The organism is Rhodanobacter geophilus (genome assembly GCF_040812275.1).
Taxonomy (GTDB): domain Bacteria; phylum Pseudomonadota; class Gammaproteobacteria; order Xanthomonadales; family Rhodanobacteraceae; genus Rhodanobacter_A; species Rhodanobacter_A geophilus.
Genome location: NZ_JBFOHL010000010.1, coordinates 115,894 through 129,078, shown reverse-complemented (window position 1 = coordinate 129,078; position 13,185 = coordinate 115,894). Strand labels below are relative to the sequence as shown.

11 protein-coding genes are annotated in these 13,185 nt (G+C 68.5%); 7 read left to right on the top strand and 4 right to left on the bottom strand.

Annotation, left to right across the window (positions count from 1 at the left end):
- The first annotated feature begins 3 nt into the window (after window positions 1-3).
- The 5 genes from ABQJ56_RS12385 to ABQJ56_RS12365 all read left to right on the top strand — a co-directional run bounded on the left by ABQJ56_RS12385 (window position 4) and on the right by ABQJ56_RS12365 (window position 4,874).
- Window positions 4-639, top strand: coding sequence for an alpha-ketoglutarate-dependent dioxygenase AlkB family protein (locus tag ABQJ56_RS12385; protein ID WP_367845313.1), 636 nt, complete (start codon window positions 4-6; stop codon window positions 637-639).
- Window positions 640-712: 73 nt separating this feature from the next.
- Window positions 713-1,813, top strand: a complete 1,101-nt coding sequence (gene gcvT, locus ABQJ56_RS12380; protein ID WP_367845312.1) for a glycine cleavage system aminomethyltransferase GcvT — start codon at window positions 713-715, stop codon at window positions 1,811-1,813.
- Between the two features lie 71 nt (window positions 1,814-1,884).
- On the top strand, window positions 1,885-2,280 hold the full coding sequence (gcvH, locus tag ABQJ56_RS12375; RefSeq protein ID WP_367845311.1) for a glycine cleavage system protein GcvH: 396 nt from the start codon (window positions 1,885-1,887) through the stop codon (window positions 2,278-2,280).
- A gap of 583 nt (window positions 2,281-2,863) precedes the next feature.
- Window positions 2,864-3,400 (top strand): met regulon transcriptional regulator MetJ, encoded by a 537-nt coding sequence (gene metJ / locus ABQJ56_RS12370; RefSeq protein WP_367845310.1) that lies wholly within the window; start codon window positions 2,864-2,866, stop codon window positions 3,398-3,400.
- A gap of 451 nt (window positions 3,401-3,851) precedes the next feature.
- Window positions 3,852-4,874, top strand: coding sequence for an energy transducer TonB (locus tag ABQJ56_RS12365; protein WP_367845309.1), 1,023 nt, complete (start codon window positions 3,852-3,854; stop codon window positions 4,872-4,874).
- Window positions 4,875-4,955: 81 nt separating this feature from the next.
- Here ABQJ56_RS12365 and ABQJ56_RS12360 read toward each other — a convergent pair whose 3' ends face one another.
- Window positions 4,956-6,257: a serine hydrolase domain-containing protein gene (locus ABQJ56_RS12360; protein WP_367845308.1), complete on the bottom strand. Its 1,302-nt coding sequence runs from the start codon at window positions 6,255-6,257 to the stop codon at window positions 4,956-4,958.
- Between the two features lie 256 nt (window positions 6,258-6,513).
- Here ABQJ56_RS12360 and ABQJ56_RS12355 point away from each other — a divergent pair, with 256 nt between their 5' ends.
- Window positions 6,514-7,827, top strand: coding sequence for an NTP/NDP exchange transporter (locus ABQJ56_RS12355; protein WP_367845307.1), 1,314 nt, complete (start codon window positions 6,514-6,516; stop codon window positions 7,825-7,827).
- Here the strand turns inward: ABQJ56_RS12355 and ABQJ56_RS12350 are convergent.
- Together ABQJ56_RS12350 and mtgA are read right to left on the bottom strand one after the other, a co-directional pair.
- Entirely contained in the window at window positions 7,817-8,245 is a 429-nt protein-coding gene (locus tag ABQJ56_RS12350) for a CBS domain-containing protein (protein ID WP_367845306.1), read from the bottom strand. The genes ABQJ56_RS12355 and ABQJ56_RS12350 overlap by 11 nt on opposite strands.
- Window positions 8,246-8,470: 225 nt before the next feature.
- Window positions 8,471-9,184 carry a monofunctional biosynthetic peptidoglycan transglycosylase gene (mtgA, locus tag ABQJ56_RS12345; protein WP_367845305.1) on the bottom strand — a complete coding sequence of 238 codons (714 nt, stop codon included), beginning with the start codon at window positions 9,182-9,184 and terminating at the stop codon, window positions 8,471-8,473.
- A gap of 134 nt (window positions 9,185-9,318) precedes the next feature.
- On the opposite strand from mtgA, the gene hslO reads away from it, so the two are divergent.
- Window positions 9,319-10,215, top strand: coding sequence for an Hsp33 family molecular chaperone HslO (gene hslO / locus ABQJ56_RS12340; protein WP_367845304.1), 897 nt, complete (start codon window positions 9,319-9,321; stop codon window positions 10,213-10,215).
- A gap of 6 nt (window positions 10,216-10,221) precedes the next feature.
- Here hslO and ABQJ56_RS12335 read toward each other — a convergent pair whose 3' ends face one another.
- Window positions 10,222-13,113, bottom strand: coding sequence for a bifunctional diguanylate cyclase/phosphodiesterase (locus ABQJ56_RS12335; RefSeq protein ID WP_367845303.1), 2,892 nt, complete (start codon window positions 13,111-13,113; stop codon window positions 10,222-10,224).
- Window positions 13,114-13,185 lie beyond the last annotated feature (72 nt).

The window sequence follows — 13,185 nt, the reverse complement described above, 5'->3', positions numbered from 1 at the left end:
GCGATGAGCGGGGCGACGGCATCCGGCGGCTGGCAGCGCATCGCGTTGCCGGAGGCGGACGTGGCCCTGTGGCCGCACTGGCTGGATGCCGGCGAGGCGGACGCGCTGTTCGCCGAGTTGCAGCAGGTGGTCGCGTGGGAAAGCCACCGCATCCGCCTGTTCGGCCGCGAAGTCGCCTCGCCGCGGCTGAGCTGCTGGATCGGCGATCCCGGCGCCGCCTACACCTATTCGCGCACCCGCTTCGAGCCGCGCCCCTGGCCGCCGGCCCTGGCCGCCTTGCGCGAGCGCGTCGGGCAGGCCTGCGCCACGCACTTCAACAGCGTGCTGGCGAACCTCTATCGCGACGGCCGCGATGCGATGGGCTGGCACAGCGACGACGAGCCGGAGCTGGGCGTGCAACCGGTGATCGCCTCGCTGAGCCTGGGCGTGGAGCGGCGTTTCCGTTTCCGCCGCCGCCGCGCGCGTGGCGAGCCGGCGCGGCCGGGCGATACGTTCGCCCTGGCGCTGCCGCACGGCAGCCTGTTGCGCATGGCCGGTACCACCCAGCAGCTGTACCGGCACGACTTGCCGCGCATGCGGGGGCTCGATGTGCCGCGGATCAACCTCACCTTCCGTTGCATCGATACGTCCGCGCACTGAAGCCTGCGGCTTGGAAAGGTGCGTGCGGGCAGGGGATAATGGCTGTCTCCCTTCCCCGCAAGGCGCCTCCGCGATGACCGAGAAGACCGTACTCAACGCCACCCATCGCGCACTGGGCGCGCGCATGGTCGATTTCGGCGGCTGGGACATGCCGATCAACTACGGCTCGCAGATCGAGGAGCACCACGCGGTGCGCCGCGACGCCGGCATGTTCGACGTCTCGCACATGACCGTGGTCGACCTGCACGGCGCGCGCACGAAGGACTTCCTGCGCCACCTGCTGGCCAACAGCGTGGACAAGCTCAAGGTGCACGGCAAGGCGCTGTACTCGTGCATGCTGAACGAGCAGGGCGGGGTGATCGACGACCTGATCGTGTACTTCCTCGGCGACGAGTTCTACCGCCTGGTGGTGAACGCCGCCACCCGCGCCAAGGACCTCGCCTGGATCGAAAAGCAGGCCGTGGCCTTCGACGTGCAGGTGAAGGAGCGCCCCGAGTTCGCGATGATCGCGGTGCAGGGCCCGAACGCCCGCGCCAGGGTGCTGGGCCTGCTGCACGAGGTGGATCGCCCGCGCATCGAGAAGCTGGGCAAGTTCGCCGCCGCGGCGGCGCAGGGCCCGCACGGCATGCCGCTGTTCGTGGCGCGCACCGGCTACACCGGCGAGGACGGCTTCGAGATCATCGTGCCGGCCGAGCATGCCGTGGCGCTGTGGGAAGCGCTGGCCGCCGCCGGCGTGGCGCCCGCGGGGCTCGGCGCGCGCGACACGCTGCGGCTGGAAGCGGGCATGAACCTCTATGGCCAGGACATGGACGAGACCGTCTCGCCGTGGGAGGCCAACCTCGGCTGGACCATCGCGCTGGACGCAGGCCGCGACTTCATCGGCCGCGCCGCGCTGGAGCGGCAGAAGGCCGATGGCGTGAAGCGCGTGATGGTGGGCCTGGTGCTGGACGAGAAGGGCGTGCTGCGCCACGGCCAGAAGGTGCTCACCGCGAACGGCGAAGGCGAGATCCTTTCCGGCAGTTTCGCGCCCACGCTGGAGAAGGCGGTGGCGTTCGCGCGCATTCCTGCCGGCGAGCCCGGCGCGGTGCGCGTCGACATCCGCGGCCGCGAGTTGCCGGTGCGCCTGGTGAAGTATCCGTTCGTGCGCGACGGCAAGCCCTGCGAGGGCATCTGAGCAGGCCTTCCCCGAGACCGTCTTGCGGCTAGAATGGCCGCCTGTCCCCTGACCCGAAACTGGACCCGACCATGAGCGAGATCCCCGGCGACCTGAAGTTCAACAAATCCCACGAGTGGGCCCGCGTCGAGGACGGCGGCCTGGTGCGCGTGGGCATCTCCGACCATGCCCAGTCCGCGCTCGGCGACCTGGTCTACGTCGAGCTGCCGGAAATCGGCGCCAGCGTCACGGCCGGCAATGCGGCCGCGGTGGTGGAGTCGGTGAAGGCCGCCTCGGACATCTACTCGCCGGTGTCCGGCGAGGTGGTGGAGGTCAACGAGGCGCTCAACGACAAGCCCGAGACGATCAACGAGGATGCCTACGGCGAGGGCTGGATCTTCGCCGTGCGCATCAGCGATCGCGCCGAGCTGGACCAGTTGCTCGATGCCGGCGCCTACGAGGAGCTGATCGAGAACGAAGACCACTGATGTCTCGTTTCCGCGTGGATTGACGACGGCCGCCTTGCGCGGCCGTCGTCGTTTCCGGCGTTCGTCGCGCCGCGTCGATGTTGCAAATGGACGGCTGTTTGCGGCATCGGCGCAAGGGGCGTCGCCGTCGTGACGGATGTGGCCGATGCCCGCGTCACCGTCGCGGCGAGGTCCCGGGAAGCGCGCATTCGATGCCTTCATCGGCGGCGATCGCCCTGTCGGAGGGTGCCCGGCGAAAAATCCGGTCGCGCCCCGTTCATCTCGCCGGGACGGCGTCGCGAGGCATTCGGATCGCGGCCTTGATGCATGGCGGTGATGACGTAGCGCATTCCATGCAGTGCACCGCCACCAGGCAGAAATGCCTTGTTTCATGCACTTTTCGATGGGCATGACGAAAATGGATGGAATGAGCGTTTGGATGTATAGACATCCAAACATGGAACGCTGCTTCGACGGGGTGCGGGCGCCGCCCGCGCGGTCGTCGCCCGCCCCATGGCGAAACGGATTGATTTACCGACGAAAATCCATTGACAGCTGAAATCTTACGGAATAGCTTTCGCCCAAGTTCATGGGGAACGGCAACATGGCAACACCGAAATACATCAAGCCTTACGTGGAGCACGGTGAGAAGGCGAACGCAGTACGCAAGATCACCGTTTCGATTCCGCTCCACGTATTGCGAACGCTGTCCGACCTGCGCACCGAACGTCAGGTGAAAAATTTGAGGCACGCCACCAACAGCGATTTGCTGGTCGAGGCGTTCCTCCACGCTTTTACTGGGCAACCACTGCCAACCGATGAGGAGCTGAGACGAACCATGGCCACTGCCAAGAAATCCGCTGCAAAGAAGCCGGCTGCCAAGAAGGCCGCCAAGAAGACCACTGCCAAGAAGACCGCCGCCAAGAAGCCGGCCGTCAAGAAGGCTGCCGCGAAGAAGGCCGTCCGCAAGCCGGCGGCGAAGAAGGCCGCCGCCAAGAAGCCGGCGGCTGCGAAGAAGACCACGGCGAAGAAGGTCGCCAAGAAGCCGGCGGCGAAGAAGGCCGCCGCCAAGAAGCCTGCCGCCGCCAAGGTGGTGAAGGCCGTCAAGACCAGCAAGACCAGCAAGACCGCCAAGAAGTAAGCATCACACAACAGGCATCATCGACTTGCCTCCCCGCGGTGCCCAGCGCGGGGAGGTCGATTCGGAAACTTCGTCCCGGCCCTGCCGGGACGTTTCGTTTCAGGAGTGCGGCCCTGGATGGCCGCCCGTTTGATCCTCGCGATCAGGGATGATCGCAAGGGCTGAGGAGTGCGGCCCTGGCTGGCCGCCCGTTTGATCCTCGCGGCCAGGGGCGATCGCATGAATCTTGTGCGCCGGCCATGCCCCTGGCGCGTCGCCCCTGGCAGCATGCCGCCCGCCCCGCTGCCGCGGAGCGCATCACGGCTTGTGACGAAAATCCCTGCGATTTGCCCGCCCGGCGCAATGCGGTTACCTTTCCCATATCCGCGCCGCGGCGTAGTCAGGGGACTTGCCGCTCCTGGATGCACAGGGGGAAAAAGCGCGGGTATCTGTCGACACTCGGTGAGAGACCATGGATACCCGATATATCTACATCGCGCACCGTCGCGTGCGCGGGGCCGCCCGGCCCGTTGCCGTCGCCATCGTTGCCATCGTTGCGGCACTTGCCGCCGCGGCATGGCTGTTGATCGTCCGCCCCTACCAGCAGCAGATGCAGCTGGACGCCGGCGGCGTACCCGCCGTGTCGGCGGGAAAGACGCCGGCAGCGGCTGCGCCGGCCAACGTGCAGGCGATGGACGTCAACCAGCTGCTGGCCGAGGCCAGCAAGGCCCTGAAGGACCAGCGCCTGCTGGCGCCGGTGGGCAACAACGCGTTCGAGTTCTACCTGCGCGTGCTGGCCAAGCAGCCGGACAATCCGGTGGCGACCAGCGCCTTGCGCGAGACCTTCCCGTATGCCGCCTCCGATGCCGAGCAGGCCGTCAACTCGCGCGACTTCAACGAGGCGCAGCGCGAGATTGATCTGCTGGCCAAGGCCGACCCGGCGAACTACACGCTGACCATCCTGCGTTCCAAGCTCGATGCCCAGCGCAAGCTGGCCAGCCAGCAGCAACAGCAGGCGCAGGACCAGCAGAAGGCCGCGCAGCTCGCCGCGGAGAAGGCTGCCGCCGAGAAGCAGGAGGCCGCGAAGCAGGCCGAACAGCAGCAGGCGCAGCTGGCTGCCGAGCAGGCCAAGACCAAGCAGCAGCGAATCGAACAGCAGCAGCAAAAGGCGGCTGCGCCGGAGCAGGCGCCGGCCGCCCAGGTCGCGGCCGCCAGCGCCCAGACCGTCGACGCCGTGCTGTTGAAGGCGGTGAATCCGAACTACCCGACGGCGGCCCTGCGATCGGGCCAGAGCGGCTGGGTGGTGGTCGGCTTCACGATCACGCCGGAAGGACGCACCTCGGACGTGCATGTGGTTGATGCGCAGCCGCGCCACGTGTTCGACCGTGCCGCCATGGAGGCGGTGGGCCGCTACCGCTTCAAGCCGGCGATGCGCGATGGTGTCGCGGTGGCGAGTACCAAGCAGCAGAAGATCGAGTTCAGTACCGGGCGCTGATCGATCCGGTGACCCGGGAGAGTGGAGACGGCGCATGCATGGCATGCGCCGTCTTCGTCTGGATCTTCCGGCAACGCAGGCTCAGTGGCGGCGACGCGAGCGCGCCTTGTGCGAAGGCCGCGTCCTGGCGGGTGCCGCCTTGGCCGGTTCGGGGCTTTCCACGCCGGCCCAGTCCACGTGCGGCAGGCCGAGCAGGCTGTCGAACACCATCGGCATCAGGCCGCTGGGCATCGGGCCGGTGGAGTTCCACAGGGTGACCACGCCGGCATGGTATTTCGGGAAGAAGCCGATCATGGTGCGGTAACCGGCGACGGCGCCGGCGTGGAAGATCAGTGTCTCGCCGCCGTAGGTGTAGACGCGCCAGCCCAGCGCGTAATGGGCGGCGCTGAGCCGCGCGCGGCGCCAGGGCGTGGCGCGCAGCTCGGTCGGCGTGTCCACCGCGGGTGCGTGCAGCACGTCGAGCAGCGAAGTGGGCAGCACGTCCTGGCGGCCGCCCATCTGCGCGACAAGCCACTGCTCCATGTCACGGATGCTGGCGTTGACGCCGGCGGCGGGCGCCACGCGGTAGTAGGTCTCGCTGGGCTCGAACGGAATCCAGCTGTGGCCGCTGCCGGGACGGTGCGGGTGCGCCCAGCTCTTGCTGGACTCCAGCCCCGAGCGCCCGTAGCTGGCGGTCTGCATGCCCAGCGGCTGGAAGATGCGCTGGTCGACGAGGCGATCGAAGAAGTTGCCGGTGCGCGCGAACAGCACGTCGCCGATCATGCTGAAGGCCACGTTCTGGTAGCCGTAGCACTGGCCCGGAGGGCAGGTGTTGTCCACCTCGTCCAGCTTGCGCACCAGTTCCTGGTAGGACACGTCGCCTTCGAGCAGGTTGTCGTAGGTGTTGTGCGGCAGGCCCAGCCGCTGGCCGAGGATGTCGGCCACGGTGGCCTGGTCGGCGGCCTGCATGTCCTTGAGCTTGAAGTAGGGCAGCACGTCGACCAGCTTCATGTCCCAGCGCAGCTTGCCGCTGTCCACCAGCAGGCCGGTGACCGCGGTGGCGAAGGCCTTGGAGAGCGAGGCCAGCCGGAACACGGTATCCGGCGCGACCGGCGTCCGTTTGCTCGCATCGGCATAGCCCAGGGTGTGCTCGAACACGACCTTGTCATCGATGACCACCGCCGTGGCCATGCCGGCGACGCCATGGCGCGCGTCGAGTTCGTCCAGCCAGCGCCGGTAGTCGGCGAGCGTGGCCTGGACGCGTTCGGCCGGCAATTCGGCCGAGGCGATGTGCGCGCTGGCCGGCGGCAGGGCGTCGGTCTTGCCGACCGGTGCGGCGCTGAGGCTGGTGCAGCCCAGGCCAATGGCACAGGCAACGGCGAGGGAAAGGTGTCGAAGCCGCATGTTCGTCGCAAGGCTGGTCGGCGCGGAAACGCCGGGAAGGGGGCGCCGCAGACAGGCGTCTGGCAGCTGCGTGGAAGCATCGATTCTCCGGCACTTTGCGCGAAGGAACAACGCGGCTTCGGCACGGTGACAGCAGATGTGACCCGCGACGCTCGCGCGGGTTCATTCGATGCCGTCCCGGATCGCGGGCCGCCTGCGAAGGCGCGGCACGGAGCACGTGCTAGCCTTGCAGCCCCCCGGGCCCTGCCCGCGCTGGATGTCCCTGGTGAGTCCGATCCGTGCCGCCGCGACCCGTGAGGGTGCCGAACCCGCGCTGTCCGCGCTGGCGTTCTTCTTCGTGATGACCGCGTACTACATCATCCGGCCGGTGCGCGACCAGCTGAGCGGTGCGGTGGGTTCGCAGTCGCTGCCGCTGTTCTATGCCGCGGTGTTCGTGGCGATGCTGCTGCTGACACCGGTGTTCGGCGCCCTGGTGGCGCGCTTCCCGCGGCGACGGCTGCTGGGCTGGAGCTACAGCTTCTTCATTCTCTGCCTGCTGGCCTTCGTGCCGGCCTTCGTGGCCCAGGACCGCATCGGCGCGCGCGAGCTTGGCGTGGTGTTCTTCGTGTGGGTCAGCGTGTTCAACCTGTTCGTGGTGTCGCTGTTCTGGAGCTTCATGGCCGACATCTTCAGCAGCGGCCGGGCACGCCGGGTGTTCTCGCTGATCGCGCTGGGCGGCATGGCCGGGGCGATCTTCGGACCGCTGCTGACGCGCTGGCTGGTGCGCTGGCTGGGCGTGGCGCCGTTGCTGCTGGTGTCGGCGCTGGCCTTGGCGATCGCAATGGCGCTGCTGCTGTGGCTGTCCGCGCAGCACGAGCAGGCGAAACCCGGTCAGCGTGGCGGCGAGGCGATCGGCGGCTCGCTGTGGGCTGGCGTGCGCGAACTGTGGTCGCGGCCATTCCTGCGCTACATGGCCTTGCTGATGCTGTTCGGCGACGGCATCGGCACCCTGGCCTACGCGCTGGTGGCCGACTACGCCAAGGCGCATTTCGTCGACAGCGTGGCGCGCACGGCGTTCTACAACGACCTGGACCTGGCCACCAACACGCTGGGTGCACTGCTGCAGCTCACCCTGACCCGCTGGCTGCTGATACGCCGTGGCGCGGGCTGGGCGCTGGTGCTGCCGGCGGTGGTGAACGTGCTGCTGCTGCTGATGGTGGCGGTCGGCGGCCACGGCGTCGTGGTGGTATCCGGCTACGGCGTATCGCTGCTGGCGGTGATGATGGCGACCACGCGCGGTTTCGCCTACGGCATGACCAAGCCGGCGGTGGATGCGCTGTACACGCGGGTGCCGCGCGAGACGCGCTACAAGGGCAAGAATTTCGTGGAAACCGCGGTGTGGCGCTTCGGCGACCTGGTGGTGACCAGCGGGGTGAGCGGCCTGCGCCTGCTCGGCGTGGGTGTCACCGGGCTGGCGCTGGCGGGTGCCGGTGTGGCGGTGCTGGCCACCTGGGTGTCGCGTCGCGCGGGCTGGTCGCCCGACCTGGCACCGGAATCCCCGGCGCCTCGCGCAGCGCGGCTCACCCCGTGATGTAACGCTCCAGGTGTTCGATCTGCTCGGCCTGCGCGTCGATCACCGCCTTCACCAGGTCGCCGATCGAGATGATGCCCACCACCTTGCCGCCCTCGAGCACGGGCAGGTGGCGCACGCGGCTGTCGGTGCACAGGCGCATGCAGTCGAGCACGTCGGTCTGCGGGCCCACCGTGAGCGGATCGTTGCGCATGATGTCGGCCACTGCGGTCTGTGCCGAGGAACGACCCTGCAGGATCACCTTGCGCGCGTAGTCGCGCTCGGACACCACGCCCAGCAGCTGCCCTCCGCGCATCACCAGCAGGGCGCCGATGCGGTGCTCGGCCATCAGCTTGATCGCCTCCAGCACGGGCGCGTCCGGCGCGATGGTGTAGATGCTGCCACCCTTGCCTTCCAGCAGATGCCTGACCTGACGCATGCCTGGATCTCCGGTTGAACCCGCGGATAGGGCCAAACCAGTCTAGCGCCGGCGCCCGCAGCCAGTGTAGCCGTATCGTGAAACGCCCTTTGAAAAGTGCGGCCAGGGATGGCCGCCCGTTTGATTCCCGCGATCACGGATGATCGCAAAAGCCAGGCCAAAGTGCGGCCAGGGACGGCCGCCCGCTTGCCTCCCGCGATCACGGATGATCGCAAAAGCCAAGTCTCAGCGGCGATCCCCGATGTAGGACGGCCCACCGAGCTGGCGCATCTGCCGTTCGATCCAGTCCGCGCGACGCAGCACGTAGGCGCTGGGGCGGTCGGCATGCAGGCGCCGCGGGTTGGGCAGCACCGCGGCCAGCCGCGCCGCCTGCGCCGGCGTGAGGCGCGCCGGTGGCACGTGGAAATAGATCTCGCTGGCCGCACCCACGCCGTAGACGCCGTCGCCCAGCTCGGCGATGTTCATGTACACCTCGAGGATGCGCCGCTTCGGCCAGGTCAGTTCCAGCAGCACGGTGAAATACGCCTCCAGTCCCTTGCGCACGAAGCTGCGGCCGTTCCACAGGAACAGGTTCTTCGCGGTCTGCTGGCTGATCGTGCTGGCGCCGCGCAGGCGCGCGCCGTCGTCGGCGGCGTCGATCGCCTGGTGGATGGAGTCGAAGTCGAAGCCGTGGTGGAACGGGAATTTCTGGTCCTCGCCGGCCACCATCGCCAGCGGCACCCAGGGCGACGCCTGCGACCACGGCACCCAGTGCTGGCGCAGATGGAAATCGCGTTCGCCGTGCACCCAGGCGCCGATGCGCCGCTCCAGCATCATCGCCGAGGTGACAGGTGGCACGAAGCGCAGCACCAGCACCGCGAACCAGGTGACGGCGATCCACGCCAGCACGGCGAGCGCGATCCAGCGCAGCAGGCGACGAAGGAGCGGGCGACGGAACATGGCATGCCAGGGCGGAGATTCGCGGCAGTATAAGAGCCTGTTCACGATCTCCGCATGGCTCGCGCCGCCTTGCCGGCCATTGCACGCCGGCCATCCGCCCCTATCTTGCGGGGACAGTCTTGCGAGGTGATCGCGTGGAAACCGTACTTGTCGAAGATGTGTTGCACCGCTTCCTGCTCGAACGCGCCGGCGTGCGCGGCGCACTGGTGCGGCTGGGGCCGGCGTGGCGCGAGGTGGCCGGCCGTGCCGATTACCCGGCCGCCTTGCGCGGCCTGCTGGGCGAGGCACTGGCGGCCAGCGCGCTGCTGACCGCGAACATCAAGCTCGATGGCGAACTGTCCGTGCAGCTGAAGAGCGCCGGCGCACTGCGCCTGCTGTTTGCCGAATGCACCGACCAGGGCCGCCTGCGCGGACTGGCGCGCTGGGAGTCGCCGCTGCCGCAGCCGCTGTCGCTCGAGGCGCTGCCGCAGGCGGTGATGGCGATCACCATCGGCAACGTGGAGCGTGGTCGGCGCTATCAGGGCCTGGTGGAGCTGCGCGCGCCGGATCTCGCCGGCGTGCTGGAAAACTACTTCGCCCAGTCCGAGCAGTTGCCGGCGCGCCTGGTGCTGGCCGCCGATGGCGAGCATGCGGTGGGCCTGATGCTGCAGAAGCTGCCCGACGAAGGCGGCCACGGCGCGGTGCAGGACGAGGATGCGTGGACGCGGGTGATGCACCTTACCGCCACGCTGGGTGCGGCGGAAATGCTGGCTGTCACCCCGGAGCAGCTGCTGTACCGCCTGTACCACGAGGAATCCGTGCGCCTGTTCGAGCCGCGCCCGCTGGCGTTCGGTTGCAGCTGCAGCCGCGAGCGGGTGGCGGCGATGCTGCGTTCGCTGGGTCGCGACGAGGTCGAGGCAACGCTGGATGCACAGGACGGCCACATCGAGGTGGACTGCGAGTTCTGCGCGCAGCGCTACCGGTTCGACCGCGTCGATGCGGAACACCTGCTGCGCGATGCCGGCGCAACCGGCGCTTCCGGCACGGCGTGAACGCTCCTACGGCAGGCGGTGCTCCGGGCGCAACCAGTGTTCGGCGGGCTGCGGTTGCGCGAACAGGAAGCCCTGGCCATAGCGGCAACCCACGTCGAGCAGGGCCTGCCGCTGCGCGGCCTCCTCGATGCCTTCGGCGATCACCTGCATGCCCAGTGAATCGGCCAGCACCTGGATCGCGCGGATCACCGCCGTGCCCTGACCCTTGCGATCGTCGCCGAGTTCGGTGACGAAGGAGCGGTCGATCTTCAGCGTGTCGAAAGGGTACTGGTGCAGGTAGCTCAGCGAGGAATAGCCGGTGCCGAAGTCGTCGAGCGCAATGCCCACACCCTGGTGGCGCAGGTTCTGCAGCATCTGCTTCACCTGGGTGGGGTTGTCCAGCAGGGTGCGCTCGATCACCTCGATGCGGATGCTGGACGGTGGCACGCCATGCTTCTCCAGCAGCGTCAGCAGGCGGGCGTCGAAATCGGCGTAGCGGAAATGCAGCCCGGAGACGTTGATGCTGACGGTGCCCTTGTCGCCGACCAGCTGCGGAACCCGCGCGCAGACCTGCTCGAAGATCAGCCAGTCGATTGCCTCGGCGCAGCCGGTGTCCTCGGCGATCAGCAGGAAGTCCTGCGGCAGCAGCAGGCCGCGCTCGGGGTGGTTCCAGCGCAGCAGCGCCTCGTAGCCGGCGATGTGGCCATCGACCAGCGAGACGATCGGCTGGTAGAACGGCACGAACTCGCGGCGGGTCAGCGCGTGGCGCAGGTCGCTTTCCATGCGCAGCAGCGACAGCGCTTCGCGGCGCAGGCGGTCGTCGAACAGCGAGGCGCGATGGCGGCCACCGTCCTTGGCGTGGTACATCGCGGAATCGGCGTCGCGCAGCAGTTCCTCGGGCTGACGGTAGTGCGCGCCGGCCATCGCGATGCCGATCGAGGCAGAGGTGAAGATCTCGCGCGCGCCCAGCCGGAACGGCGTCTGCAGCTCGCTCAGCACATGCTCGGCGATCCGCCGCGCCGCGGCCGCGTCGGGCACGTGCTCCAGCAGCACGGCAAACTCGTCGCCGCCCAGTCGCGCCACCACGTCGCGGGTTTTCAGGCAGGCGCGGATGCGGCCGCCGACCTGGAACAGCAGGTCGTCGCCGACCAGGTGGCCGACCGAGTCATTGATCACCTTGAAGCGGTCGAGGTCGATGAACAGCACCGCGAACTGCTCTTGCGGGTTCGCCTGGTAGCGCTGCATGGCCTGTTCCAGCCGCTGCAGCAGCAGGGTGCGGTTGGGCAGCCCGGTGAGCGAGTCGTGCAGGGTCTCGTACTTCAGCCGGCGCTCGATGCGTTCGCGCTCGGCGATCTGCTCGCGCAGGTCGCGGTTGGCCAGGCCCAGCGCGCGGGTGCGTTCGACCACGCGGCGCTCGAGGCTGGCATAGGCCTGCTTGAGCGTCGCGTCGGCGTGCTTGCGCTGCAGCGCATTGGCCACGTGGTAGCTGACGAAGGTGAGCAGTTCCTGGTCGCGCTCGGTGTAGGTGTGCTCGGGCGAGTAGCTCTGCACCGCGAGCACGCCGCGCACCTTGTCGCCCCAGATCAGCGGCACGCCCAGCCAGCACACCGAGCGCGAGCCGAAGCGGGAGATCTCGCCGCTGGCGTAGAGGCGGTCGATCGTCGCCGCATCGGCGAGCAGCGGCCGCCCCGTGCGCTGCACGTACTCGGTGGCGCCGCTGCCGTGGCTGCGCGGCGGCCGCTCGCTGTCCACCTCGTCCACCGAGTAGGGGAAGGTGATCAGCTGGTTTTCCTCGTCGCTAAGCGCGATGTAGAAGTTGCGCGCATACAGCAGGCCGCCGATCACGCGGTGCACGGCGGGGTAGAAGTCCTCCAGGCTGTCGGTGGTGCTGGCCAGCTCGGCGATGCGGAACAGCGCCGCCTGTAACCGTTCGCCACGCTGACGCTGCAGCACCTGCTGGCGCAGCACGCGGTTCGCCTCGCGCAGCGCGGTGGTGCGGTCGGCGACCCGGCGTTCCAGTTCCACGTGGGCGCCGCGCCGCTCGATCGTCGTCTGCACGTGCTGCGCCACGTAGCTCAGCAGGTCGAGGTCATGCCGGGTGTAGCGCACGTTGGCGCGATAGCTCTGCACCACGATGCAACCGACGACCTGCCCGGCGCGGAACAGCGGCACGCCGATGCAGTGCTCGCAGCGCGGCCCGTGCAGCTGGAACTGCCCGCCGAGTTCCTGCGCCAGTTCCTCGGCGGCGCCAAACAGCGGTCGCCCCTGGCGCAGGATGATCCAGGTGATGCCGTGCAGCAGTTCGTGCAGCGGGACGTTGCGCTCGGGCGCTGGCGGTTCGGCATCGAGGGTGTCGACGTAGTACGGAAAGCGCACGCTGTCGCTGGCCGGGTCGTACAGCGCGATGTAGAAGTTCTCCGCGTACATCAGGCTGCTGACGATGGTGTGCAGCGAGCGCATCAGCGCGGGCATGTCGTGTTCGGCGCTGGCCTGCTCGGCGATCGCGTAGAGCGCACGCTGCAGGCGCTCGGCCAGCGCCAGCCGCGAGATCGCCTCGTACAGGCGGCTGGATTCGGCCAGCTGGCGCAAGCGGGTATCGGCGAGCCGGCCCAGCCAGGCCAGCTGGTCGCGGACGGCCTCGGCGACCGCTTCGTCGCAACTCAGCGTGAGCATGTGCTGGCGCTGGGTGTCTTCCGCCAGATCGAGCCGCCAGCCGGAAGGCTCGGCGTCGTCGGCACCCAGGGGCCGCCAGTGCAGCCTGCCGGCAACCCCGAAGTCCTCCAGGATGCGCTCGCAGATTTCCAGCACGCTCGAATGGTCGTGGGCCTTCAGCAACTGCTCGATTGCCACCGGTACGCCTCCCAGTCCGTCGGCCGTGAGCGGCGCTGGCGTATGGCGCGAAGTGGGGGCGGCATTCATGAATGGAATCGGGCCCAATGAGTCGAAAAGTTGCTGCGGCGCTTCTTATATCCTGCGAGCCGGTGCCACCGC

Excerpts from the sequence above, each read along its gene's own strand:
- ABQJ56_RS12360 (WP_367845308.1), bottom strand. The coding sequence starts at position 6,257 with ATGCGGCTTCGACACCTTTCCCTCGCCGTTGCCTGTGCCATTGGCCTG.
- gcvH (WP_367845311.1), top strand. The coding sequence starts at position 1,885 with ATGAGCGAGATCCCCGGCGACCTGAAGTTCAACAAATCCCACGAGTGG.
- ABQJ56_RS12385 (WP_367845313.1), top strand. The coding sequence starts at position 4 with ATGAGCGGGGCGACGGCATCCGGCGGCTGGCAGCGCATCGCGTTGCCG.
- ABQJ56_RS12350 (WP_367845306.1), bottom strand. The coding sequence starts at position 8,245 with ATGCGTCAGGTCAGGCATCTGCTGGAAGGCAAGGGTGGCAGCATCTAC.
- ABQJ56_RS12355 (WP_367845307.1), top strand. The coding sequence starts at position 6,514 with ATGTCCCTGGTGAGTCCGATCCGTGCCGCCGCGACCCGTGAGGGTGCC.
- gcvT (WP_367845312.1), top strand. The coding sequence starts at position 713 with ATGACCGAGAAGACCGTACTCAACGCCACCCATCGCGCACTGGGCGCG.
- ABQJ56_RS12335 (WP_367845303.1), bottom strand. The coding sequence starts at position 13,113 with ATGAATGCCGCCCCCACTTCGCGCCATACGCCAGCGCCGCTCACGGCC.
- metJ (WP_367845310.1), top strand. The coding sequence starts at position 2,864 with ATGGCAACACCGAAATACATCAAGCCTTACGTGGAGCACGGTGAGAAG.
- mtgA (WP_367845305.1), bottom strand. The coding sequence starts at position 9,184 with ATGTTCCGTCGCCCGCTCCTTCGTCGCCTGCTGCGCTGGATCGCGCTC.
- ABQJ56_RS12365 (WP_367845309.1), top strand. The coding sequence starts at position 3,852 with ATGGATACCCGATATATCTACATCGCGCACCGTCGCGTGCGCGGGGCC.